Source organism: Bradyrhizobium sp. 26S5, assembly GCF_036923295.1.
Lineage (GTDB): Bacteria > Pseudomonadota > Alphaproteobacteria > Rhizobiales > Xanthobacteraceae > Bradyrhizobium > Bradyrhizobium septentrionale.
This window is the reverse complement of record NZ_CP145948.1, coordinates 1,463,828-1,488,447: the sequence shown is the minus strand read 5'-3', so window position 1 is coordinate 1,488,447 and position 24,620 is coordinate 1,463,828. Positions and strand designations below refer to the sequence as shown.

14 protein-coding genes and 4 pseudogenes are annotated in these 24,620 nt (G+C 58.9%); 6 read left to right on the top strand and 12 right to left on the bottom strand.

Annotation, left to right across the window (positions count from 1 at the left end; translation table 11 throughout):
- Nucleotides 1-1,012: 1,012 nt before the first annotated feature.
- On the top strand, nucleotides 1,013-2,596 hold the full coding sequence (locus tag V5279_RS07050; RefSeq protein WP_338696091.1) for a carbohydrate porin: 1,584 nt from the start codon (nucleotides 1,013-1,015) through the stop codon (nucleotides 2,594-2,596).
- Between the two features lie 787 nt (nucleotides 2,597-3,383).
- A pseudogene (locus V5279_RS07045) lies at nucleotides 3,384-4,880 on the top strand (S10 family peptidase).
- 1,469 nt (nucleotides 4,881-6,349) lie between these two features.
- Here V5279_RS07045 and V5279_RS07040 read toward each other — a convergent pair.
- The 4 genes from V5279_RS07040 to V5279_RS07025 all read right to left on the bottom strand — a co-directional run bounded on the left by V5279_RS07040 (nucleotide 6,350) and on the right by V5279_RS07025 (nucleotide 10,936).
- The gene (locus V5279_RS07040) at nucleotides 6,350-7,336 is read right to left on the bottom strand and encodes a pectinesterase family protein (protein WP_338696089.1); all 987 of its coding nucleotides are present in this window, start codon (nucleotides 7,334-7,336) and stop codon (nucleotides 6,350-6,352) included.
- 261 nt (nucleotides 7,337-7,597) lie between these two features.
- Entirely contained in the window at nucleotides 7,598-8,887 is a 1,290-nt protein-coding gene (locus V5279_RS07035) for a glycoside hydrolase family 28 protein (protein WP_338696087.1), read from the bottom strand.
- A gap of 898 nt (nucleotides 8,888-9,785) precedes the next feature.
- A complete protein-coding gene (locus V5279_RS07030) occupies nucleotides 9,786-10,202 on the bottom strand; it encodes a hypothetical protein (RefSeq protein ID WP_338696085.1) in 417 nt (138 codons plus the stop codon).
- 530 nt (nucleotides 10,203-10,732) lie between these two features.
- The gene (locus V5279_RS07025; RefSeq protein ID WP_173643994.1) at nucleotides 10,733-10,936 is read right to left on the bottom strand and encodes a hypothetical protein; all 204 of its coding nucleotides are present in this window, start codon (nucleotides 10,934-10,936) and stop codon (nucleotides 10,733-10,735) included.
- A gap of 449 nt (nucleotides 10,937-11,385) precedes the next feature.
- Here V5279_RS07025 and V5279_RS07020 point away from each other — a divergent pair, with 449 nt between their 5' ends.
- Nucleotides 11,386-11,787, top strand: a complete 402-nt coding sequence (locus tag V5279_RS07020; protein ID WP_338696081.1) for a hypothetical protein — start codon at nucleotides 11,386-11,388, stop codon at nucleotides 11,785-11,787.
- Between the two features lie 376 nt (nucleotides 11,788-12,163).
- Here V5279_RS07020 and V5279_RS07015 read toward each other — a convergent pair.
- The 3 genes and pseudogenes from V5279_RS07015 to V5279_RS07005 form a co-directional block, all read right to left on the bottom strand.
- Nucleotides 12,164-13,908 (bottom strand): annotated as a pseudogene (locus V5279_RS07015) (oleate hydratase).
- Between the two features lie 43 nt (nucleotides 13,909-13,951).
- Nucleotides 13,952-14,710 carry a glucose 1-dehydrogenase gene (locus tag V5279_RS07010; RefSeq protein WP_166071941.1) on the bottom strand — a complete coding sequence of 253 codons (759 nt, stop codon included), beginning with the start codon at nucleotides 14,708-14,710 and terminating at the stop codon, nucleotides 13,952-13,954.
- 1,206 nt (nucleotides 14,711-15,916) lie between these two features.
- A complete protein-coding gene (locus V5279_RS07005; protein ID WP_166071942.1) occupies nucleotides 15,917-16,141 on the bottom strand; it encodes a hypothetical protein in 225 nt (74 codons plus the stop codon).
- Nucleotides 16,142-16,518: 377 nt separating this feature from the next.
- Between V5279_RS07005 and V5279_RS07000 the strand changes: the two genes are divergently transcribed.
- Entirely contained in the window at nucleotides 16,519-17,043 is a 525-nt protein-coding gene (locus V5279_RS07000) for a Fic family protein (protein ID WP_338696078.1), read from the top strand.
- A gap of 165 nt (nucleotides 17,044-17,208) precedes the next feature.
- A complete protein-coding gene (locus tag V5279_RS06995; RefSeq protein WP_338696076.1) occupies nucleotides 17,209-17,337 on the top strand; it encodes a hypothetical protein in 129 nt (42 codons plus the stop codon).
- Here the strand turns inward: V5279_RS06995 and V5279_RS06990 are convergent.
- The 5 genes and pseudogenes from V5279_RS06990 to V5279_RS06970 all read right to left on the bottom strand — a co-directional run bounded on the left by V5279_RS06990 (nucleotide 17,327) and on the right by V5279_RS06970 (nucleotide 22,826).
- Nucleotides 17,327-17,575 (bottom strand): TIR domain-containing protein, encoded by a 249-nt coding sequence (locus tag V5279_RS06990; RefSeq protein ID WP_338696074.1) that lies wholly within the window; start codon nucleotides 17,573-17,575, stop codon nucleotides 17,327-17,329. The two genes, V5279_RS06995 and V5279_RS06990, sit on opposite strands and share 11 nt — an antisense overlap.
- A 913-nt stretch (nucleotides 17,576-18,488) precedes the next feature.
- Nucleotides 18,489-19,325 carry a hypothetical protein gene (locus V5279_RS06985; RefSeq protein WP_338696072.1) on the bottom strand — a complete coding sequence of 279 codons (837 nt, stop codon included), beginning with the start codon at nucleotides 19,323-19,325 and terminating at the stop codon, nucleotides 18,489-18,491.
- Nucleotides 19,326-19,778: 453 nt separating this feature from the next.
- Nucleotides 19,779-20,312 (bottom strand): hypothetical protein, encoded by a 534-nt coding sequence (locus V5279_RS06980; protein WP_338696070.1) that lies wholly within the window; start codon nucleotides 20,310-20,312, stop codon nucleotides 19,779-19,781.
- Between the two features lie 257 nt (nucleotides 20,313-20,569).
- A pseudogene (locus V5279_RS06975) lies at nucleotides 20,570-21,552 on the bottom strand (IS3 family transposase).
- A 146-nt stretch (nucleotides 21,553-21,698) separates the two neighbouring features.
- Nucleotides 21,699-22,826 (bottom strand): annotated as a pseudogene (locus tag V5279_RS06970) (IS3 family transposase).
- Nucleotides 22,827-23,298: 472 nt separating this feature from the next.
- On the opposite strand from V5279_RS06970, the gene V5279_RS06965 reads away from it, so the two are divergent.
- Entirely contained in the window at nucleotides 23,299-24,540 is a 1,242-nt protein-coding gene (locus tag V5279_RS06965) for a cytochrome P450 (RefSeq protein ID WP_338696068.1), read from the top strand.
- Nucleotides 24,541-24,620: the final 80 nt, after the last annotated feature.

Here is a 24,620-nt window from a genome sequence, read left to right as displayed (position 1 = left end):
CGGCTCCAATGTGGGCTCTTTTTCAGCGCAAAAGCCCCCCTAGCGGGGATCTCCTGCATCCTACCGTCGGCAGCGGCGTACTGCTTCGCGTCTTTGCGAGCAACGGGGCACCATTTTCTCACGATTCACAAGATCCTTGCAGATTTTCTCACCCTGCTGCGGCCGAATACGAACCGCGCCAACTCGCCGGAGTGCGTTGCGACGGAAACTCAGCCCTGCCAGCTAGCCACCTCAGCACTGGGCGCCATGCCATTGGACCGGCAGCCATTGCAACTACCAATCTCGGCAGGTTGATCGAGACGATGGACAGCTGGCAAGCGTGGCCATCGAACGCCCCACGGGTCATTTGTCAAGGAACTTGGAATGCACCATAGATCTGGCCGCGCTAATGGAGCTGACGGATTCGCCAACTGCCCTGCGGCAGCGATTAAAGCTGCTCGAATGCTATTTTCTCCGTTCTCCTGCGCCAGCTCGCAGAACACTCTGCCACGATCGCCGGGGGCACAGACGGCAACATTTTCCAGACCTCGTGCCCGTCGATTGCCTCGTCTTTCGGTGACCGAGATGCCAACAAAGCTTCATGATGCCTGCCCTCGTCACCGGCGGGGTTGCTTTTCGGTGACTACCATTTCGTCGAGAATGACGTCTTCAAGCACGATGTTCGGCACCATAAGACTCCTCTGCGGCATCACGGAGCACGGTCGCTCGCGATGTCTTGCTGGCAAGGACAGCTGAAGCTCGTTCGTCATCATCACCTCATCGAGCCAGCACGCCGCTCGCGCTCGGCGCCACGCATGATGCACAAGCTACGTGCAGGCCAGATCAGCCTCGCCCTCCCCGGGTGACGAGGTTCGGGACGGTTAAAGCCGGTCCCGCTGGGGACATACGACACCTTTTGCTTTTAGAGGTCACCATAGCCTTCAGACTCCAAAGGCTGGGAAGTCCGCTTCTCGGGCAATCAGGCCGAAGCTCGATCCATTCACGGCTCGCAGATAGGGACGCGAAGTACATTATGCGCGATCGCATTGTTTCGGCGATAACGTCTCGAACATCTTCGGCTACGGCGGCACTTGCATACAGCTCGAAGCGACGGGGCCGGGTTGTCGCACTTCCGCTGGCGGCTTGTCTGGTCGGCAATTCAGTTCTGGCAAAAGCCGCTAACGAGCTTGATCTCAACAGAGATACTGCAGATCAGGTCACCAAAAGAAGCCGCAGCACCGCTCCCGATCGGAAGACAAGGCTCTCCATCCGCTTGATCAGTAAGGCATCCGGACCCCGTGCCGCGGCGCCGGCAAATGGTCCCAGCATGCCTCTCAAAAAGAGCGGCGGTGCCGATCGGGCTACCCAGACGAGAACACAAGCGGCGATCGACCCTTTCGCGCGTTTCGACAATCTACGAGAAAAGGGGTTGTGGCTCGCCATACCTGGGCCTTCCGATACGATAGATCAGGACAAGGGCGGCGCCAGATCGGCGCTGGCGGACATCGGCATCGGGTATATCGGCTGGACGCACAACAGCTTTGCAGACAACCAGCTGCCGAATGCAGCCAGAAGCAGCTTCGCAAACCAGCTCTATATGGGACAGAATCCGACATTTGCCACGGCGAACTTCATGATCGTCACCTACGATCTCAGCCGCTTCGGTATTGCTGATGGTCAAATTGCCGTGGGGGCCGAGCAGCAATACTGGACATGGAAGCGCCCGGGGCCTGATCGAGTAGGACTCAACACGCTCGCTTACTACCAAACTTTCCTCGACAGGACACTCGAACTCAAGTTTGGCTATCTTAGAAATCAGAACGAATTCACCGGCACATTGTTCGGAGGAATTTCAGGATCAAACATGTTCGCCCTTTTCCAAGCAGGGATGAGCACCAACGCGGCGCCGACCCCCGCCCTCAACCTGAAGTACAATTTCGATGATCGCTGGTACAACAAAGTCTCCGTGCAGCGCTCAATCAGTCCAGATGGACCCTATGCGCATGTAACCGAGAATCCCAGCGGCCTGAACTGGAGCACAGCAAACGCGGGCATTCTTTTCATCGACGAGATTGGCTACAAGAGTAAGGCGGCTCCCGGTGTGCCTGACACGTGGTTGCGGGCAGGCGCTGGTTTCAGCAACAGCCGCTACAAGAATGTAGCGGACCCGGACCGGCAAAGGCATAGCGGCAATAGTTTTCACTACATCGCCGCGGACCGGCAGCTCTGGCAGAGTGACGTCCAGGGGGCACCATCTCGTGGTATCTATGGCGGATTCTCTCTCATGGGAGCACCGCCCGACCTCAACAGAATCAGCCAGTACTACGAGCTTCGCCTTTATGCGAAGGGACCTTTTGATAGTCGGCCCAGTGATCTGATGGCTCTCGTTGCCACCAACACCGTCTGGAGCAAGTTTGCGGTGGATGCTGCTTTGGCCAAGGGCGAGCTCGTGCATCGCGATACAACAGCAATCACGGGAACATACACTGCGTATCTCGCGCCCGGAATATATGCGAGCATCGGCCTGTCATACATCCATAACCCGACGAGCATCACACACACGCCCCAAACGGAGCACGCCCTCGACCTATTGGTGTCTACGTTGATATTCTTCTAGATCATCGCAAGCCTCGTTTTGCTCCTACCTTTTCATGGAGCATGCGACAGCGAGCTTCTCGATTGCGATTCCGATGATTTCGCCTGGCTGTACCGATTTGATCTCGCCCAGGATTCCGAGATGATCTCGCCCATCGCCCGGGGCGCGAGGCGTTCTGGCTGTTTGGTTTGTGGTATCGGCGAAGCCGCGAGGTCAATCTAGAATCGCGGCTCGAAGGATTTGGTTTTTTTGCTGCTCCTGCTGTGGGCAGGTGGGCAACGCCCTTCGCGTTGTCCACGCGCGGCGGCATGTCCACGGAGCCACTCGCTCAGGCCTTTCGGCCGGGCTTGCGGGTTCGCCGCAGGCTCTCGACGCCGGGGGGCCGCAGATCGGCAGGTTGGTGTGGTGGGCGGTCCAGCCGCCTTCGACCAGCATTGCCAGAAGGCTGCGGTCCAGACCGCGCGGAGTGCGATAGTCGATGTCCTCGACGGCGGCCTGCTGCCGCAGCTTGGCGATGTCGACGAAGGGCGTTGGCCATGCCGTGAAGGCCGAGCGCGTTGAGCTGATCAGGGGTCGAACCGCCAACCGGGCGATTGGCGATGGTCGGGCATACGATCTGCACCCGCCGACGGTGGCAACTGCTGACTCTGGTAGGTTTGTTGTTCCCCCGCATGAGCTAGTGACTAGATCGTTTTTGACAGACACGCCTCGCGCACCAACAGAGCAAGCCTTGCACAGGAGAACCTCTATGTCGTCGACCGCACTGCGCAGCACCTCTCTTGCGTTGATCCTGTTTGCTTGCGGGATCATGGGGAGCGTGCGGGCAGACGATCTGCCACCGCGCGCCAATGCCACGACGCCGGCCGGCCAGAAGGGCGCCCCCGGCGAACACGCCGGCCAAGCGCCGAAGTACGCCGTCGGCGGCCGAGCAGCATCGCCTGCCGCCGGACTCCAGCACCAGGCAAACGCTTGATCTCCCTGGGCGGACGCTCTCTTTCATCGCGACGGGCGGCTCCATCCGCCTGTTCGACGAGAAGGGTGAACCGGAGGCCGACATCGCCTATACGTCCTATCAGCTTGACGGCGCCGATCGCGGCACGCGCCCGGTAACGTTCTTCTTCAACGGCGGACCGGGCTCATCATCGGCCAGGCTGCAGTTGGCAATGCCGGACCGTGGCGGCTACCGATCAATGCTGACGAGGTCACGCCATCCACTTTTCCGGAGGTGAGGCCAAACGCGGAGACTTGGCTAGATTTCACCGATTTGGTGTTTCTCGACCCCGTGGGCACAAGCTATAGCCGTTTCGTGGGGACCGGCGATGATGTGCGCAAGCGGCTCTTTTCCGTTGACGGCGACGTCAACGCGCTCGCGCTGGTGGTCCGCCGCTGGCTCGAAAAGCATGACCGGCTGTTGTCGCCGAAATTCATCGTGGGTGAAAGCTATGGGGGTATTCTCGGGCCAAAGGTTGTGCACCAGTTGCAGATGCGGCAGGGCATAGGCGTCAAGGGCCTTATAATGGTCTCGCCACTCTTCGACTACGGCCAGTATGCCCGCACTTGCCTGCTGCAATACATCGCAACACTGCCGAGCTATGTCGCGACCCTGCTCGCGCCCCTGCGTGAAGCCGAGGGTCCGGTAAAGCGAGCCGATCTCGCCGACGTGGAAGCTTATGCACGCGGAGAGTTTCTGGTCGACCTCATCAAAGGCGGACAAGGAAGCGACCACGCGTCTGGCCGACAAGGTCGCGGCGCTGACCGGCATCGATCAGGCGGTGAGTCGCAGGCTCGCGGGCCGGTTTGAGCTCGCCGAGCTTCGCCGTGAGTTCGATCGCAAGAACGGCAAGTTAATCGGCAATTATGACGCCTCAGTGCGTGGGCTCGATCCGTATCCGGACTCGGATTTCCATCTTTCCGGCGATCCCTCCAGCGACACGCTGCTCGCACCTCTCAGCAGCGCCACTGTCGATCTCCTTACGCGCAAGCTAAACTGGCGGCCGGACGGCTCCTATGAGCTAGTCAACGGCGCGGTCGGGCAGGCTTGGGATTTCGGCCGCGGGCCTCCGGAGTCGCTGTCGGAGCTGCGCCAGATTCTCGCAACGGACCCGAAGATGCAATTGCTAGTCGGGCACGGCTGTTTGACCTCGTCACGCCTTATCTCGGATCACAGATCGTGCTCGACCAATTGCCGCCATTTGCCTCAGCACCGCGCGTCAAACTCGTCGTCTTTCCAGGCGGTCACATGTTCTATTCACGAGATGGCTCGCGCCACGCGTTTCGTGCAGAGGCCGAAGCGATTATGAAGTAACCATGACCACCGCGAACTAGGTCACAAGCATGCTCGCGTTCGCACGAGCATAGTTATGATCTCTCAACGAGATCCGGGCACCGGCTTCAATCGGCGCGAGACTCGGCTACGATCATCGTGAATCAAGCAATTGGGTGGGAATTTATGTGTCGACTAAGCTTGGACTCGATTCTGGTCTGCCAGACCTTTCCGCTCTACCTGTCGCGCGGCGGTTTCGGTCAGGATTTGAGGATTGGCCTCAGGCTGCCGCCGATCGGCATCTTTTTCTATGTCGTCGCCGGCCGTACGCACCTCGTGCCGTGGATGATGGGACAGACAGGCGAAGCCGTCGACGGCAGGGGCATGGCTGGTAGGTCCATGGTATCCGTAAATCCACGGTCGCGATCCAGCTGCTGACGATGGTTCTCCCGCGTTCCTGGCAGCGCTGCGCCTCCTGCGCCAGACGAATTCGAAAAGCGAGCCAATCGCGCCTGCCGTTCTCACGCACGCGCTCGCTCAAATGGCGCGGGTCGGTCGCCGCATTTTTGATGTTGCCTTCGCTGAGATTGCCTGCCGCTAACTCTTTGATGAGCGCCTCGTCCGCCGCGTCGACCCCGCGCGTCCGGCCGGCTGCCTCGCGTAATGAATGCGAAGCTTCGTTGAAGAAACCTCTGACTGCCCCGCGTCTCGCGAGGGTTTTTTACTCCCGCTCCCGCCAAGGGCTTTGCCGCCCCCGATCTGATGCGTGACCACAGTCCGCGGATTTTTCCGCTCTTGGCGTGAACCGCAGCGTCTGAGTCCGGCAAGCTGTAGCGTTCGCTGCTGAACGGGTCATCCCGCAAACTGGACTGCGGCGCTAGGGCGAAGCTTCAAGCTGAAAGCGGGGAATGTCCACGCTCGCCCGCCCACCGCTGAGCGCGCCGCCTCTAGAACCAAGGTGTGGCGGCATCCGCATCGAACCGCCGATATCGCCTCGGCTGATCCGTCCACGGCCCTCTGCGACAGCCCGATCCGGCGAAGGCGAGCTTGCGGGGGTCCCCACCGTCGAATCAACCTGCAAATCCTCCATCCGCCGCTCAAAGTTGCTTTGCTGGCTTGCGTTGCCTGCTCGCGCCTGTTGCGCGGCGTACTCCTCGATTCAAGCGCCCGAATTGAAGAAGGGGTCGGTTGGATCCATCCGTTCTCCTTGCGATGGTACAGGGCTTGCGCAATCCGCACGCCTTACAAGGCCGCAAGCGGCAGCCGTTCGGCGGCCGTTGGATTCTGGAGAATACGGGATTCAGCTTTCGAAAGCTGACAAGAATTAGGAATTCGCAGCCGGCAATGTCGATCGCTTTGCTTTCCTTCTTAAAGGAGGCAACAAGAATCTGGCGCGCTACGATGGCCCCCCCTGCCCGAATGCGAGTTGCTGTGGACGAGCCGCCCGAGCGCAACGAGGCTCGGGTCAAAGGGTTTGAAAACCCTCCACTTCCCGAGCGTTCGTCTAATTTTTATCTTGAAGGTTTGCTGGACAGCCAATCTGTCGCGCCCCCGAAGAACGCTTTCAGCGACCATTTCGCGGCTTCGCTGTCAGTCAATTGATGAGAATGAGGCTCGCGGCCTGCGGGATTGGCCCCGATGCTGGAGGATTTGTATTCGGCATAGTAGGCCGTCCTGAACGTATCCGTCTTGCCGGGGGCCCATTCGCGCCAGCCTTCCGCAATGACCGGCGCATCGATCTTCGTCGACAGGAAGATCACTGTGGCATAGGGGCGCCAAGCGCGGCCAAGCGCAACATAGCGCGCACCAGGCTCGGCAGTCAGCCTGCACTGATCGAACACAAAGGCACTGTCCTCGCCCGGCGCTCTTTTGCTCTGCGCCGTATACACAACTGCTTGATTTGCGATGCCGTGCAACTCACAGCGCCTGAAATAGGCCTTCGCATTGCCAAAAACGAAGTCGACATGCCCCTCGATGTAGCAATCAGAGAAGTACTGCCGCGACATTCGACCGTTAGGGCCCTTACCGGCGAACAATGTATCCTGGGCGCCAAGCAGGCGAACATGGATGATTGCGTCCCGGTCGCCGGTCACCGATAGAGCCACGGCCTGCGAAGCTGGATTGTCCCCCTTGAGGGAATAGTCGTTTTGGACCGTCAGATTGTCGAGCCGGAAGTCATCGCCCGAGGCGTTGAGCGTCGCAGAACGGGCTGTCCCTCCCACGTTGATTGCGCCATCGCCGTACACGATGATCGTATCATCCGGCTTTTTGCCGGTACCTTTGAGATGAACACCAGGTTTGAGGACTTTGACCTTTTCGCGATAGATGCCAGGCTTGATCTGGATATCCCCGCCTTGCGGTGGCAGTGCGTCAATGGCTGCCTGCACGGAGTGATAGGCCGTCTCTCCGGCGTGCGACACAAAAAGCAACTGAGTATCGGCTGCCGAGATAGAGCAACATTCCGCGAGAGCCGCAGCGGATAGCGCGATCATTCGCATGTGACCTTCTCCATCCGATCCGCTGCGCGCTCGATGATCGATACAAACAGCCGCAGCGCGACAGCAGCCGAACCTTGCCAACGCAGCGAGTATGCCGCCGGGCGCGATTTCCAGAGCGGCTGACCGCGACAAGGCTTGTCGGAAAGCTTGGCAAGAACGTGAGCGCTATGAAACGACCCGGGGCGCAACGCCACTCAATCTCAACCGCATTGACACGAAACCTGACCCGCCGGACACGAAGTTGTTGTGGTTACGCATTAACTAGTTCCGGAAGGCCTTTGCACATTGCTCCCACCCGCCCGGCCCCCTCTCTCCCGCCCAGCCGGGCAGCGGCGGCGACACTTCAGAATGATCGGCGGTTACATTGGCGTTTTCCAGCCGCCAAGTCGCAGACTCGGCAAACCGAACATCCTCCAGCGTCACGTCAAGTGCATGCTTGCCGTCTACACCGCGCATCAGCAGCGTACCGTTGTCGCCGCGCACATGGCGGAGAGCGATCTGGCGATAGACTGGAATGCTGAAGCCTTGTGCGTGTGGATTGTACTTTGTATCGAAGGCGATCGGCCATCGGTTGCCGCGCAGACACACGTTCTCATAAGTCACTCGCTCCACCAAGCCGCCTCGACTGACATCGCTCTTGATGCGCAGGCCGGATGTCGTGCCATCCAGCGTCAGGTCGCGCACCAATATGTCGCTGGCGCCGGAGTTCACTTCGCTGCCGATCGACATTCCATGTCCCCAGCCGAAGTAATTGTCGATGATGGAGATATGACGGCTTGGGCCATTGTCGCCGGCTTTGATGGCCACGTTATCGTCTCCAGTGCGGATAAAGCTGCGGGTGATGGTCACATCCTGGCTGGCGCCAGGGTCGATGCCGTCGGTGTTGCGGGCCTCGGCCGACGCATCGATCGTGAGCCCCCAAAAGGTGGCACCTTCGACCCTGTTCATCACGACGTGGAAATTGGGCGCATTGCGTAGCGTGACACCATAGAACGTGATGTCCTGCGCCTGATCGATCTGGATCAAACGCGGGGCGTTCTGATTGCCGCTCTCAGTCTGGGCGCGGCGGGCCAACTGCCACCAAGTTTCGGTGCTGCCGGCCATCGCTGCTCCACCCTGGCCATCGATGGTACCGTCGCCATAAATGCCGCCGCCACGCGTCTCGGAAAAGCTGATGAACGGACGGCAACCATCGCCCTTGCCTGCGATCCGTCCACAATGGCGCCAGCCTTTGTCATAGAGAGCTGGTTCGGCTATGGCAACAAGCGTGGCGCCACGTCCGATCCATAAGGTGACGCCTGATTTCATCCCGAGCGGGCCCGAGAAGTACTGGCCGCGGCCCAGATAGACCGCCGCGCCGGCGGGGCAATGGTCGATGGCGTCTTGCAACCTGGCCGTATCGTTTGTGCCAGACGGCACTGGGCGGTCGCAGACCGTGTGAGGTGCAACAGGTTCGGCAACAATGCGGCGGTCCTGCGCCTTGGCCACAGGGCAGAAAGCCATGAAAGCAACGAAGGACAATAAGCCCCAGTTGCGGAAACGCTTTGTCATCGACTACCTCGAGCTTTGCCGCCCGCATCCTTGCAGCATGCTTTGTGTGAAGCTGAGCGCTGGCTGGATCGGCCGTAGCGCGGCTCACTGGCATCGGCAAGATGACATTTATAAGACGCAGAGGAGGCGTGAACCTTGCAACCCGGCGACAGCACCTTGCTTGTGAGCGAACAAAGATGAGCCGGTCAAAACGGCTGATCCCAACACTTGTCACGCGCGTGAGCGTTCGTGGCTTGGCTTCTCGCCACTTGCACTTGTGCGCGAATTCTTGCGCTCTACACCGCTCAGCCATTGCACCAAGCCAAGCCCCTGTTGCGAAGACCCGGTTGGCAGCCTACTTCCAGCTGTCGCTCGGTCGGACGCTGCCCCCAGCATCCGCTCGCAGGTTAGCGGGATCCAAGACAGGCTCCAATTGACGTGGTCGCACGTTATGCTCTCCGACCTCCTGCGCACGTGCGCTGAAGTGTCCCAGAGCAGATCGATGAGCCGTCTTCACGCTTCGGCGTTTGCTCGAGCTCTGTCAATTCTGCTTGGTACCTGGCCACATCCGATCGCGCGCGAAGGAGCTTGACTTTGATCTCGTCTCGTCGCCTCGATTCCTCTTCAAGCCGCAAATTATCCTCGATCGGCTCAATGGTCATTTACGTACGGTCTCCGATCTGCAGATGACTACAATCCTCAAAGCCTCGGACTGTCGATCTCCGGCGCAGGTGGACCTTTGCCAGAACGACTTGAGGCACTGTTCACAGCAAGTTGCTCGAATTGTGCGTAGCAGGTTCGATTGTCAGCTTGAGACCACTGTCAGGAAGTTGACACGACACACTCTTAGAAACTTCGCTGCAAAATATCGGCACGCGGTTCGGCCAGAGGCCGCGTGACAAGTTAAAGCTGCGCCGCGTCATGCTCTACGTCGATTAGACCCGCCTTTCCCGCGGCGACGCCGCGACCTTTGACGGTGACTATGGGGAGGAATAAGTGATTTTGCCGCATCCATGACCGGTTGCGCGGTGACTTCGCTGGATGGGGGATCGATGGTTGATCGAGGCCGCTCGCTCTGATCGGCGACGGCCTTTTCGAGCGCGGAGAGGAATTGCCGGCCCTCTTCCGTGATTTCCCAGCCAAGAGTATCGCGAAAGACAAACCCGGCCGCGAAGATATTCAGATCAGGTGCGCGTTCGGCCAGCCGCTTCATGCGATCGGTCCAGTCACGGCCGCTGTTCATCAGGATTTCAACGGCGTGCCTTATGTCGGCAACGGAGGCCAGCCCGGCAGATTGGCCGGCCAGCACTTTCAGGACGGTCAGCTGGAAGGACACTTCCACCTCTCCGGTGGGCCGGGTGTGCAGTTTCCGGTGCAATGGATCAAGCATAGGGGCGCAACGTCAATATCATAGCGCGGTTAACCTCAACTATATTGACTAACCGCGAGCGCGACGGCCCAGATTTACCTCGCCGCGGGGCGTCAAGGTCAACGCGCGAGCCCGTTTGCCTCAAGACGTGAAAGGCCTCGGGCGTCAGCGTAGCTGATATTGCTCTCCGGCCGCAACGCCGCGGGCCAGTATGGGCCTACCTGGCGGACCCAAGCTGTGCGCGCCCCTTCATCAGCCACAGCATCACTATCGATCGGCAGCACAGCCGACGGCATCGCTGCCTGCGCCGATCTTTGCGCGGTGTGCACCTTGACCTACGGGGTACGATGAGCGCCCAGTTCAGACCGTTCTTAGCTCACTGACAAAGGAGTATCTCGCCATGCCCACAACACACCTCGCCGGAAAAGCCTCAGTTTCCTGCGGCGCGGGTCGAGCGGCGGTTTTACGAGACTGGACTGAGCTTTTAGTATAGCCTGCTACACATCGTGACGCTCCAAAGGAGAAAGTGGCAGGCAAAAGCGCCGCGCGCTCGCGACAGGCAAACCGAATGCATGCGCAATCGCGAAACGGAATATGCAGATGGCCGATTCCGAGAGCCGGATGGGGAGACGGACGTTGATGACCTCGCCACGGGGCTTCGCCTGCTCGATCCCGACTTCGAGAATCCAGGATATCGACATGGACGGCGTCGTTCGGATTGAACGGCCGGGCGTCGCCCCCAACATCAACCAAGCGTCCGCGCCATACCCGTGAGCCGCCCCGCCCAAACGGCAGGTTATCGTTCCCGCGCCATCGCGATGGATGCGAGCGTGATGGCGGCCAATGCCAGCCGCAATCACGGCAAAGCGCATCGACGTGCGACCGCACCACCTTTGGCGGCACCGTCGATCTACGCAGTCAGCGCTCGTCCTCAACGAGGTTGCCGCGATTCTCAGCCTCTGAACCGGGGATGGGTGAACATTCCAGCAAGTGGCGCCTAGAATGCGCAATTTGCGGCGCGATCACACCGTACCAAAAGAGGTAGGTATGACATGTTGGAGGGTGTGGTACCTTCTGAAGGTTGATGATCGGAACTGAGCAGCGAACAACTCAGGTGTTACAAATCCTCTTTTAGGCTAGGAGACGTCGAATGAACGCGAATACAACCGAAGACGAGAAACGCGAACGGCGGCCACGTCCAGAGCCCGGACTGACCCAACTGACCGGCGCCGCAGCCGATGGCGCTGGAGAACCTGCAGCAGCGGCATCACGCATTCCGTCAATTTTTCCGGAATGGCAAAAATCGATCGAATCGACAAGGCACCTGTACGCCGCGGCATTAAAGGATGGATTAAGTTTGGCTGCTTCCTCTCTGCACGAACAAGCAAGCTTTCTGAGAAATCTTGCCGACTCTAAAACTCCCTCAGAGCTACTGAAGTGCCATCTGGACCTCGCGGAGAGATTCTGGTCGAAGTCGTTCAGCGAAGGCTCGAAAATATTGGATCATCTCAAACCATCGCCATCCTCTGCGGTAAGGCAAGGAACCCACTAAGCTTGAGAAATGAGGCCCCGACCGCACTCTGCTTTATCCGCAGCCGGGGCTGCACGTCCCCGACCGGCGACGTTATGGATACTGCATCTCGGCGCGTCCTGAGAAAACCTCCTTCAGCCACCTGGTCGATTTGGAGCTCAGGTGGCACATCGAACGCGAGTGTCAAGCAGACGGTCGGCGCCAGCATTATGTGCGGGCACGATTGTTGCGGCTTCCATTACCAGCCATGTTATGAATTGCGGCCCGAGAACAGTTCCGCCTTCGCGTGTGTCGCCTTCGACACTCGACGAAGGGCTTGCGCCTTGCAATTCACACTCGTACGGGCCGTGGAGAACGAACTCTCCAGCTGCACAAGACAGGCGAACGCACAAAGCCCTCACTGAGCAGTCTTGCCGGGTTCGGTAGCGCCGATATTCTTCAGCATTAGGTCGCGCAAGAACGCCGGACCGGGAATTCGGATTTCCTTGCCGTCGCGCAGTCTGCCGATTGCCGCAAGCAGCTTGCGGATATCATAGGTCGAATTGAACACCTCTGGCGCACCACGTTCGACGTTGAGGAGCGTGTAGACGGCCTCCATCGCCGTGCGCACTGAGTATTCGGTCGTGAAGACGCAATCGCGCTCCGCCGACTCAGCAAACTGGCCGATGAAGGCAAAATTGATAGCGCCTTTGGGCACAACATTTGGTCGATCACCCGCCTGCCGCGGCATGAAGAGAGAGGTGACGTAGGGCATCATCACCGGCACAGTTTTTGCGGCCATCGCGGCGAGTCCGGTATGTCCTCGACCGGCACGCCGAGGTGATGCAACCATTCCTGCGTGATTTCCTCGCCCGTGCAATCTTGCATCGGCTTGTTCACGTAGTCGCCAGGCTCGTCGACGAAAAGTGAGTAGACCCAGACGACGATCTGATTACTGGGCTGGTACTTGAAATGCGGTTGACGGTTTACAGTCCAACTGAGCAGCCAGTTCGAATCCTTCGCCGTGACGATCCCTCCCGTGACGACCTTGCCGCTGAACGGATCGCGTTTGGCGATCTTGCGGATATAGGCTGGAATGCGCGCATCTAGAGTCGTGATCGTCGCCGATTGCCATTTGGTTGCAGGAATATTGCCGCCGAAGACATCCGGGCGGCCGAACGCCGCGTCCTTGGCCGCAATACGCCGCCACAGATCCCAAGCAGGCGCCGGGCCTTCGTCGAGCCTGGAGGGCGTGTGATGGTCTGCCTTGTCCGAGTTTTCGGTGAGCGACCCGATCGTCATGAATACAAGATCGTCGGCGCCAAGGCCGATGCCGCCGGCGACGCCGCCCTCCAGCCAGTGGATAGCCGTGGCCTGCTTGCATCCCGCCTTTATGTCGAAATCGACATCAGTGACTTCGACGTCGTAGCGGAAGTTGACGCCCTGCTCCAACAGCCATTTGCACAACGGTAGAACCAGCGATTCATACTGATTGTACCTGGTAAACTTCAGCGCGCTGAAATCCGGCAGGCCCCCGATATGATGGATGAACCGATCCAGATAAAGCTTCATCTCCAGGGCAGAATGCCACTCCGCAAAGGCGAACATCGTCCGCCAAAAGAGCCAAAAATTGCTGCTGAAAAACTCTTTCCCGAACACTTCGTCGATACGACTGTTCTCCATCTCCTCACGGGAGGCAAGAAAGACGGCGATCAATTCCTTTTCCGCCTTTTCGCTCAGAGTGAAAAGGCCGTCGGTGTGCGCGTCCTGTCCCTGGTTCACCGTCGCCCGTTGCAGCGAGTAGTTCGGATCATCCTTGTTCAACCAGTAGAATTCGTCGAGCACGCTGGCACCTTCAGTTTCCAGCGAAGGGATCGACCGGAACAAGTCCCATAGGCACTCGAAATGATCCTCCATCTCGCGGCCTCCCCGGACCACGAAGCCCCTTCCTAGGTCTTGGTTACCGTCGAGAGCCCCACCCGGTATCTTCAGCCGTTCGAGGATGGTGATCCGGTCGCCACGCATATGGCCATCGCGGATCAGGAAGGCCGCACAGGAAAGCGCCGCCAGGCCCGCACCGACGAACCACGCAGTCTTGTTGTCCACACCTTCGGGTTTGCGAGGGCGGGCAAAGGCTTCGTAATTTCCGCTACCGTAGTACATCGCAACATTCTATCCGACTAGATTGGACATTCAGTCAGGTTAATCAAAAGAGGTTCTCGGGCGCCAGGCATTTGCGCGGGACGCCGACCGTCAGACCTCCATCGATGACGACCTCCGAACCGGTAAGGTAGCTGGACTCGTCGCTGAGGAGGAACAAGACGACCTGCGATACTTCCTGCGGCTCGGCTGCCCGCCCGAGTGGAACGGGGAAAAGGGAGGACTCGAAGCTCTCGGTCATCGGGGTGGCAATGAAGCCGGGATGGATCGAGTTGATGCGAACTCCCGAGGCCGCGGCTTCCAGTGCAGCGGACTTGGTTATGCCCCGCACGCCGAACTTCGAAGCGACATAGGCGTGGAGTCCGGCACTGCCCCGCAGCCCCTCGACGGACGAGACGTTGACGATCGAACCTCCGCCCGCGCGCCGGATGGCCGGTAGGGCTGCCTGCATCCCGAGGAATACGCCGGTTAGATTGACGGCAAGGGTCTTGTTCCACTGATCGAGCGAGAACTGCTCAATAGGGGCTATGTTGGCGATCGCGGCGTTGTTGACCAGCCCGTGGAGCGCGCCGAAGCGCCCTTCGGCGCTTGCGACCGCCTCGGCCCACTGCTTCGGCTGGGTAACGTCCTGAGGCATATAGATGGTCGAATTGCCAAGTTGAGCCGCGAGAGCCTCTCCTTCTGTATGAAGAATATCAGTGATCACGACCCTGGCCCCCTCAGCCACCAGCAGGCGCGCATTAGCTGCCCCCATTCCGCGAGCCCCGCCGGTCACCAGAATGACCTTGTCGTTCACACGTCCCATAGTCGTCGACCCGTTCCGTTGATCAATGGCGGTGCAGCGTCTTCCAGACGTCGAAGAGGAACGCGAGGGTCATCCGTTATGACGCGCGAAGTGTCGAGAATGTGCGGAATGCTCTGTGCGAATCGCGGGTGCCTTCTTATCGACACGTCCATGCTAAGCGGACCAACCATTGATGCGCTGTTGGCGGCGGACAGAAGTTAGCGGCGACGTGACGCAGGTGCCCGCGTGTGTCATGCACAGGCACTGTCCCTCGTCGATATCACGCGCCGCTAACTTCAAGTGGCCAGCCACGGCCTCAAGCTGCGATGGTGGCCATGTCCAGGGGAGGGCGCCCCTGGGCATATCCAAGGTCTGCATTCTTCGTGCCAAAAAATGGCCCAGAGTTCGCATTGTTTTGTGTGGGTTTTGTTCTCTTTCCGACTTGCGAACGTCGTGATGTTTGCACCCGGCCCTATTTACAGCGGCTTCATGTCGATCGTGGCGCCCCCGCAAGCATCGGCAGCGCAGGCACGTTTTGCTGCCAGTTTCGACACGATGAAAGACCTGGATTAACCGTCATCGGCGCTGCGTGGCCCCGTTGCATCCCTGCACGTCTGAGCTCGCTCAGCTGTGTCCGGTCGATGACATGCATGTGGGGAACTGCAATCGAGGCGCAAACAGCTGTTCGGGGACCGCGGGTTGAAAGCGCAGCGTTTTGTCTCTGTTCAAGCGGAATGCCGGTACGATGGTTTGGCACGCTGGTTGCTGACGCATGTATGGCTCGGCTGCTCATATGCTCGCGCAACCTCCATGGGACAGCAAAGCCTCTTCGAAGCGCAAACTAGCGCGGGTGGCCCTTCCACCCGCCCGCGCGCTTTTCCGCAGGCCGCCCGTGGAGAGTATGCTATGAAAAGGCTTTGGAGAACGCCATAGAGGCGCTGAGGAGATGGTCTGAAGGCTAACTCGCAACCGGCACCGTACTTGCCGCGCTGGCAAAGCTTGAAGCGAGTAGGCCAACACCGCGGCTGCATCCAGAACGGAAGCTCTCCGCCATCACGCGGATGCGCGCGTCAAAGCTACGCCCAGCAATCTCGGTCGACGGTCCCGCTGTCAATTTCCGGAAATCAAGCGGTCGAAGTGTTAGAAGAGCGCGAGATCACCGCATATCACGAGGCGGCGCATGCGGTGATTGCTCGCGCACTCGACACCGCGCCGCTCCCGGCGCCCCTAGCGATCGATGATCCCGGTAAGGATGGCTTTGACGCGCACGGAGACGGCCATGCAATTTTGTGCGGCTTTGATGGACTTGAGCCTTCCCGGATCATTCTGTGCGATGTTGGGATCAGATAGGAGGCGCTGCAGCCGGACGCGGCGCCATGCCTGCACATGGCGGAGGCGCGGCAGGATCGCAGGCCGTGCGAAAGCGTCGATCCGCTCAAAGCTGGTCGCCACGGCCTGTTCCCTCCAGGTCGCAGACTAGCGCAATCCGCCGCACGGATGGAAGAGGAGCCTGTGATTTTACGGACTGACCGCTCCGGTCGCCGCCAATTGCAACCTTCCGTTGTTGGGAGGTCACATCAGGCAAGGGACGTGAAGTCCGCCTGTCGTGAATTCGGACAAACTGATGGCGGCAGGACGGATACTTTGGCGTCGTCAAAGACGACAGCGGGCTTCGATATGTGACCTACGCGGTCGCGAGGGCCGATACGGCCGAAGCCGTAAAGGCTTCGTCGGCAGCCGGCGCAGGCGAAGCAGCGACCTCGAATCTCGAACTCCGCGAAGCCGACTGGAAGCGGCCTTGGCCATGGCGAGCTTGTGGCGATAGAACGATGATCGGAATAATCCGCTGGCGCACCGAACAGGCAGGCCCAATACAGGTGGTGTCGGGGACCCTCGGCCGCGAACGTGTTCACCTTGAAGCGCCGGCTGCCAAGCGGCTTCAGACCGAGATAAAGGCGTTTCTGGACTGGTTCAACACCGAGCAAGGCCAGGCCCCTGTTATCACGGCTGCACTTGCGCATCTGCGGTTTGTGACCATCCATTCCTTCGAGGACGGCACCGGACGAATAGGGCGTGCGATCGCCGATTTGGCACTCGTGCGTTCCGAACAAAGCACGCGGCGCTTCTACAGCATGTCCAGGCAAATCCGGAAGGAGCGCAAGCCTACTACGACATCCTTGAGCGAACCCGACGTGGCACGCTCGACATCATCAATTGGCTCGAGTGGTTTCTCGGTTGCCTGGGTCGGGCTTTCGACGGCGCTGAGACGATCATCGGTAGCGTCTTGCAGAAGGCAGCGTTCTGGGAAAAGCATGCCACGAGCGACCTCAGCGATCGCCAGCAACGGATGCTAAATCGGCTGCGCGACGGACTTCCAGGGAAAGCTCACTTCGTCGAAGTAGGAAAAATTGCCAAGCTCTCGCAGCCGACCGCAACGCGCGACATTAATGACTTAATCAAGCGGCATTCAAAAGACGCCGCAGGCGGTCGCAGCACCAGTTACTCCCTTGGACTTAGCGATGCAGATCAAACTGATCAGCCTACTTAGCCGCGCCTGGGTCGCGGCCAATCACCCCCTCATCGCCGGCATCGATCACGTCGAGCATTCTTCAAGATTGATGCACGATCGAGGCTTACCTAAGCTGTAAGAACAGCCTTGGTATCGAAGGGGATTTTCATGTGATACATTTCGCGTGCAAGCTCAGTCTTCAAGGAAGTGCCCGGGCCGTAGGAAATATAGGCAATGCCATCAAGGTCGGATGGCTTCTCCACCGTCGACTTCATAAGCGCAGCCACATTGGCTGCCCCCAACTTCCCGATAACGAAGCCGAGTTCGAACACGACATTCTGCCGCGCCCGCGATCGAAGGCCTGCTTCCGTATCCACAATACCGCTCGCGACCAACGATCCAAGGCCTGTTTGACAGTATACAGTTGCGGCTACCCATCTGATGCTCTGCTAGAATCGCCCGCAAGGGACGTATGCAAAAGGAAAGCGCCCCGCCCTTTCGGACGGGGCGCTACGGCGGCGCGGACTTGGGGTCAAGGCCAGATCTGGCCGCCGAATCGTTGCTCCGGATATCATACCGTAGCCAGGCTCCCTGCGGCCGCGAGATGTTATTTTGATGCTGATTAGGCGATGCTGAACAGATTTTCGCGGTGGCCGCATCCGGGGGCCATAGCCCACCCAAGTGCATCGGCCGGATCAAGATCTACCTCTTGGACAACGGATCTGGCCCTAATCAACACGTCGTTCGCCGAGCGTCAGAACCTTACCAAGCGCATATTCACCCCGCCTGACGCGTCCCTAAGAAGTTGAAAACCATTGTCACGCATCCTGGCCATTTTTGTTCTAAAATTTTTTGCCGGACTGATAAGAGGCTTGTCGCTACCGCGGCGAAGGCTTCTGGCTTGGCTGGGAGGATGTGCTGACGCGGATCGACAAGCGGACCGTCCGGGGTTGCGCCGCGTGTGCAAGAAGCAGGTAGGAAGCCAGACAATCTCAAACTGAGGCACAGGCGCTTGCCGAATTTTCCCGGAATCAGCCTTGGCGACGCCTCGACCAATACGGCGCTAGTTTTCATCCAGAGATAATTTTCAGCTTTGGTGCACCTCTTCGACAACTGGGCGCTGCAAACAACAAACTTGTCCAGCCGACCAGACGTTTGGATTAAATGCCAGGGAGTGAATGGCCGACTAGGAGCCAGACATCGCCTGCTCGAGCGACCGGCTACCAAGACTTCTCGGAGAAAAACACCACGGATAAGGCGCTGGTTGATTACGGCAATCTGAGTCCTGACCTATGGCCCCGAGAGCCAGACGCTGAAATCATTGCCATACCAGCCACGCTGCGGCATAATCGCGAGGGTACCGTCGAGCGCCGCACTTCCGTTCACCACGAGGCGGCTGAACGCACCAGTATCGTTCACTGCGAGCTGCAAGCGCCCGGTGGACGTTTGCAGATAGCCCCCATTCACCGTTATGTTGTTGTCACGACCATCGATGAGCGGCGCGACAGCCCCGCTATTGGTGAAGCGGCCATCGGTATTGAGCAGATAACTGCCGTTACCGGACAGGGTTGCGTGTTGCGCGACAGTTGCGTCGTACACTTCGTGATTGCCAGTAAACAACGCGACGCCGCCGGACAACTGCAGCGACAGGTTGTTGCGTCCAATGATGTTACCTTCATAGCGGGTTGCAAAGCTTGCGTCGGGCTGTCCCGTTGTGTGACCATTCGTGTCAGGCGTCATACCGAACGTCAATTTGGTCAGGCGCGGCGAACCCTTCTCGTCAAGTTGGGCGTAATCAAACAGGATGTCCCCTGACAGCGTTGCGCCACGCATCACGTTGATCTCGCCCACATAACCACTGTTCGACATGTACATCGCCGCGTAACTGCCAGCCAGGCGCCCGGTCAGATCGAATGTGTTGACGAGCGGACCGTCGATTTCGTTCACCATCGGGGCCGCGCTATTGCCAATCGTGCGAATAAACGAGCCACGATATTCACGGTGATTGCCCATCGCATTGTTGCCAAAGTCGAAGCTTGCTGCGATGCCATGCTCGCCGAGCGCCTGCACGTCGCCACGCTGAGTAAGCGAGTGACCCTTGCCATAGGCGAACATCGCCGTCCGCATGGACGCGGATCCCCGGCGGGATTGTTATCCGATTGGCTTCGCCATCGACGCGGATGCCAGCGCCCCCTGGTCCTTCCGAAAGCAGGCCGGCGCGCTGGACCACAGTGTTGTCGCGGCCATAGACATGCAGCCCCAGTCCGAGCATCGCCGTGTTGTATGTATTTGGGAGATACGCGGTTCCTTCAGTGTTGCGAGCGAAGAAGGGGTTATCGCTAATCAGACTCTGACCGTTGCCGTAGATGGAGTAACCGAACAACTTGCGCCGATCGATGGTATAGCCGATATCCTGCAACGCGGCCAAACTCCGCCTCCATGAAGGATGTGTAATTCCGGTATCGCTGGTGGCTCATTAAGCTGTTCTTGAGCTCGCTATGCGAGACGAAGGCTGCATCCGGCGACGCGTCCTCATGCATCGCCTGCACCGGAATACCGGGCATGGCGCCGGCCAGCACTTCACTCATATGCTTCCCGGCGAAATAGCCCGCGGCGCAGGTCGAAAACGTTGTCAGCTCGCAGGTTGGCGCAGCCGGAGCAATAGATCGCTTGTCCCGGCTTGGTTTGTTTGCCATTGTCATCGTGCAAATGGTATCCGTCCAGCCATTTATCGCTTCGGGCGAAATGCGGCGATGCTTCGTAGCCGTCAATAGTACTGGCGATTCCCATCTGATGGGCGATCTCATGAATCATAACGGGTGCGAGACCTATCTTTCGCGTCATTGGCAATTGCGAAGGGATGTATGCTTCGGCTGAAAACCCCATCTGTCCGACCGCAACCATGCCAAGCGCCCCGTAGGTCAGCGAGCCGCCTCGTGAGTGCCGCCTGCACCTTGTTGCCGCCATCGGGTGACGATTGGATAGAGGCCATGCGTTGTCAATGGCAATCCCGGCGACGTTGACGATGGCCGGCGATTGACCCGGTATGACCTTAATGATTTCAGCCCAATACTGAATCGCAGCCAGTGAATGATCTATTTCCCATTGCGGCAAATTCCGCAGTGCGCGCTGCTCGTCACCTGGGCCACAACAAAAAGGGCCATCTCCGACACCGAATATCCGCGCCCGTATGAATGGCACGCCGTTCGAATCGGTGACATCGTAGGTTTCAACGGCCCCGCTGGGCGATGAAATGGACCCGCGGAGCGGGGCCGCTTGAGCCGGTTTGTTAGTTGGAAACTGACCGCTCCTGATTACTTCCTATCACGCTGCCAGAGACACTGTCTGCTGCTGTTGCTATGGGCATGTGGTCAACGCGTCAGCGTTGTCCACCATTCCACAGCCTTCGCGGCCTGCATCCGTTCGCGCCAGACCGCCATCGGCGTGCGATAGCCGAGCGCCTGATGAAGGCGACGATCGTTGTAGAAAGGCGATCCAGCTCGCGATCCCTGCCTTGGCCTCGCGGCCGTCGGCATAGCCCTTGAGATAGATGTCCTCATGCTTGAGCGACCGCCACAGCCGCTCGTGTTCGATAACCGCCACGCCAGAACCGCACGGCTCGCCCAGTCGATGATGGCGACGAGATAAAGAAAGTCACGGCCGATGGGCAGATACGTGATGTCGGCGGCCCACACCTGGTTCGGCCGGTCGATCGTCATGTTGCGCAGCAGATAAGGATAGATCTTGTGGCCCGGCGCCGGCTTCGTCGTGTTCGGCTTCGGTCCCAGCGCCGCGATGCCCATCTTGCGCATCAACCGCTGCACGCGCTTGCGATTGACCTGAAGCCCCTCAGCCTTCAGCATTGCGGTCATTCGCCGCGAGCCCAGGAACGGCCAGGCGATGAACAGCTCGTCGATCCGCCGCATCAGGGCAAGGTCGTTGTCGTTGGCCGGCCGGGGCGGCCGGTAGACCCTGGAGCGCGCGATGCCAAGCAACAGGCATTGCCAACGGATCGACAGCGCCTTGTCGGCGCGATCGAGCATTCCTCGACGGTCCGGCGTGCTCATCTTCCGGACCTCCGCGCTAAAAAATCGCGCTCGGCCGTCAGTTGTCCAATCTTGGCGTGCAGCTTCTCGATCTCGCGTTCGCGCGTTTCCTCGCTCTCGCGCCCGACACCCGCATCAAAGGCCCGCGCCGCCTGGTCCAGCAGTTGCTTCTTCCAGGCATAGATCTGGTTCGGGTGAACCTCATAGCGCTGGGCCAGATCGGCCACCGTCGCCTGCTCCCGCACGGCTTCCAGCGCAATCTTTGCCTTCAGTGCCGCGTCGATCTTGCGTCTCGTCTTCGTCGTCATCAAGAGCTGGTCCCGGTTGTTTGGACAGGGCCCCGCGAAAATTAAGTGGATTCCTGCCGGGTTCTGAACGCGGGGCTTTACGATTTTGCTGTGGCGTCGGGAGGGCGCAAGCCCGACCAGAGCCGCAGCAAAATCGTTGGCGACGATCATGCGGCCGTCACCATCGTTTGCGCGCCGAAGTAAGCCTCGTCGGGCGTGCGTTCGTCAAGGCTCGAGTGAGGACGTCCTCGATTGTAGAACGCCAGATATTTGGAAATCGATGCTCGCGCCTCGAGCACGCTGTCGTAAGCACGCAGATAGACTTCCTCGTATTTGACAGTGCGCCACAGCCGCTCGACGAACACGTTGTCGCGCCAGGCACCCTTGCCGTCCATGCTGATGGCGATGTTCGCGTCCAGCAGCACGCCGGTGAAGTCGAGGCTGGTGAACTGGCTACCCTGATCCGTGTTGAAGATCTCGGGCCTGCCGTGCTTCGCCAACGCCTCCTGGAGCGCTTCGACGCAGAATATCGTCTCCATCGTGATCGATACGCGATGGACCAATACCCTTCGGCTGAACACATCGACGACCGCCGCGAGGTAAACGAATCCACGTCGCATCGGAATGTAGCTGATGTCCATTGCCCAGACCTGGTTCGGCCGCTCGATCTTCAATCCGCGCAATAGGTACGGGTAGATCTTGTGGCCCGGTGCGGGCTTGCTCGTGTTCGGACGGCGATAGATCGCCTCGATCCCCATGCGCTTCATCAGCGTCGCGACGTGGCGGCCGCCAACCTGCATGCCCTCACGCTGCAACAGCGATCGCAGCATGCGCCCCCCTGCGAAGGGATAATCGAGGTGCAGCTCATCGAGCCGGCGCATCAAGACAAGTCCTCGGCCGAAACCGGCCGAGGTTCATAGTAAACCGTACTGCGGGCAAGGTTCAGGACCTTCGCCTGGCGCACGACAGACAGATCATGGTCGCGGTCGATCATCGCTTTGCGCTCAGCAGGCCCGCCTTGGTGAGCGCGCCGGACAAAAAATCGTTCTCCAACGCAAGCTCGCCGATCTTGGCATGTAACGCTTCAAATCGACCGGCGCCTCGGCCGGTCCGTTGTCCTGCCCAAACACTCCGGCGGCGCCTGCCAGGAGTTGGGACTTCCAGGTCGTGATCTGGTTCGGATGGACATCAAACAGTTGCGCCAGCTCGGCCAATGTCTTCTCCCCCTTCACGGCCGCCAAAGCCACCTTTGCCTTGAATGCCGGAGAATGCGTCCGGCGACTCCTCTTCGTCATCTTCGCTCCTGTTTCGCGGCAAGAATCCTCGCCGCTCTCAGGCAGAAAATCCACTCAAGCTACTGTCCGAATTTGCGGAGCCAGCTCTCTTTTCCAACTTAACCTCTGGTCCCAAAATCGGGGTCCATTTCAGTAATGAATTGAGGGGGCGGTCCCGAGCCGCCGAAGATGGCGGGGTTAGCCGTTTTCAAAGAAGGATCACATTGCGTCCTTTTCGATAGCTCGAGCAGTAATGCGGCTGCCATGACGCGACGCCTGTCTACCAGTGATAGTTTCTCATCGATCCACTGGAACAGATTGATTTAGAGAGTCAATGCGATCCTGACTGCCAATAATGGTAGGGGGTGGTTGCGTAAACTTTGCGATACCGTGTCGAACGACAACCCCCAACAAGACGCTACGGCAGCTCGAAACCTTAAATCGCTAAATGGATCCGTGAGTTCTCGAGCGAGCAAGATCTGCGGAGACGGTCATGGAAACTCGATTGGCAGACGTTGGAGCCGACGATGCTTGCAATATCCCGCTGAGCAATCTGGACGTAAGCGAAGCAAAGCGTTTTCAAGATAATAGGATATGGAGCTGCTTCGAGCGGCTGCGAAGGGAGGATCCCGTTCATTACTGCCAAGACAGTCCTTATGGTCCCTATTGGTCCCTAACGAAATACCGAGATATCCTGGCGGTAGATGCAAATCATAAGGTATTTTCGTCAGAGCGAGGAGTCACGATTGTCGATGTGCCTGATGAGCACTGGACTCAGAGTTTCATCAAGATAGGTCCTCCCAAACATCGCGAGCAGCGCGATACAGTAAGTCCGATAGTTGCACCGGAAAATCTGACAAAACTCGAAGGCTTAATTCGCTGTCGGGTCAGGACGATTCTGGACGGCTTGCCGCGCAATGATGCGTTCAATTGGGTGGACATGGTCTCCATTGAGTTGACGACGCAGATGCTCGCCACACTATTCGACTTTCCATTTGAGGATCGACGGCTCTTGACCTATTGGTCGGACATAGGTGCTACAATTCCGAAAAAAGGTCATGCTGTCGATAGCTGGGACAAGCGAAGCAAAATCCTGTTCGAGTGCCTGGACTATTTTACCCGTCTTTGGAATGAGCGCATCAATGCCGAGCCTCGCCTCGACTTGATTTCCATGATGGCGCATTCTCCTGCGACGCGCCATATGGATCCGATGGAGTTTCTCGGGAATCTGATTCTGCTGATCGTGGGAGGCAATGACACTACGCGCAATTCGATCACCGGGGGGCTCCTGTTCATGAACCGGTATCCCTCCGAGTTGCGAAAACTACGCAATAATCCCAAGCTGGTGTCGAGCGCTGTGTCCGAGATTATTCGATATCAGACACCCATCGCACATATGCGCCGGAACGCCGTGGTCGATACCATCGTGGGTGGGAAACGAATCAGGCAAGGGGACAAGGTCGTCATGTGGTACATCTCTGGTAACCGCGACGAAGAGGTCATCGAGAATGCGAGTAGCTTCGTGATCGACCGCAAGAACGTGCGGCAGCATCTTTCGTTCGGTTTCGGCATCCATCGTTGCGTTGGTCGACATCTTGCGGAACTGCAGCTGAGAATCCTGTGGGAGGAAATGTTGAATGCGGGGCTAGAGGTCAAGGTTGTCGGCGAGCCCGAGCGGATTGCGTCAAATTTTGTGCACGGTTATTCCGTGCTTCCCGTGCGGATCGCAGCTTAGGCCGTGATGCTCTGGATTGGGAGCTGACACCCGCATCACGGTTGCGTTCTTTTTGGCCAGTCTCGCTGCTCCATTGGTAC

What these genes read in the sequence shown, in the direction of transcription:
- V5279_RS07000 (WP_338696078.1), top strand. Translation starts at nt 16,519, where the DNA reads ATGATCGGAATAATCCGCTGGCGCACCGAACAGGCAGGCCCAATACAG.
- V5279_RS07040 (WP_338696089.1), bottom strand. Translation starts at nt 7,336, where the DNA reads ATGCGAATGATCGCGCTATCCGCTGCGGCTCTCGCGGAATGTTGCTCT.
- V5279_RS06985 (WP_338696072.1), bottom strand. Translation starts at nt 19,325, where the DNA reads ATGCGGACGGCGATGTTCGCCTATGGCAAGGGTCACTCGCTTACTCAG.
- V5279_RS06965 (WP_338696068.1), top strand. Translation starts at nt 23,299, where the DNA reads ATGGAAACTCGATTGGCAGACGTTGGAGCCGACGATGCTTGCAATATC.
- V5279_RS07025 (WP_173643994.1), bottom strand. Translation starts at nt 10,936, where the DNA reads ATGTCGATATCCTGGATTCTCGAAGTCGGGATCGAGCAGGCGAAGCCC.
- V5279_RS07020 (WP_338696081.1), top strand. Translation starts at nt 11,386, where the DNA reads ATGAACGCGAATACAACCGAAGACGAGAAACGCGAACGGCGGCCACGT.
- V5279_RS07050 (WP_338696091.1), top strand. Translation starts at nt 1,013, where the DNA reads ATGCGCGATCGCATTGTTTCGGCGATAACGTCTCGAACATCTTCGGCT.
- V5279_RS07010 (WP_166071941.1), bottom strand. Translation starts at nt 14,710, where the DNA reads ATGGGACGTGTGAACGACAAGGTCATTCTGGTGACCGGCGGGGCTCGC.
- V5279_RS07035 (WP_338696087.1), bottom strand. Translation starts at nt 8,887, where the DNA reads ATGACAAAGCGTTTCCGCAACTGGGGCTTATTGTCCTTCGTTGCTTTC.
- V5279_RS06995 (WP_338696076.1), top strand. Translation starts at nt 17,209, where the DNA reads ATGCAGATCAAACTGATCAGCCTACTTAGCCGCGCCTGGGTCGCGGCC.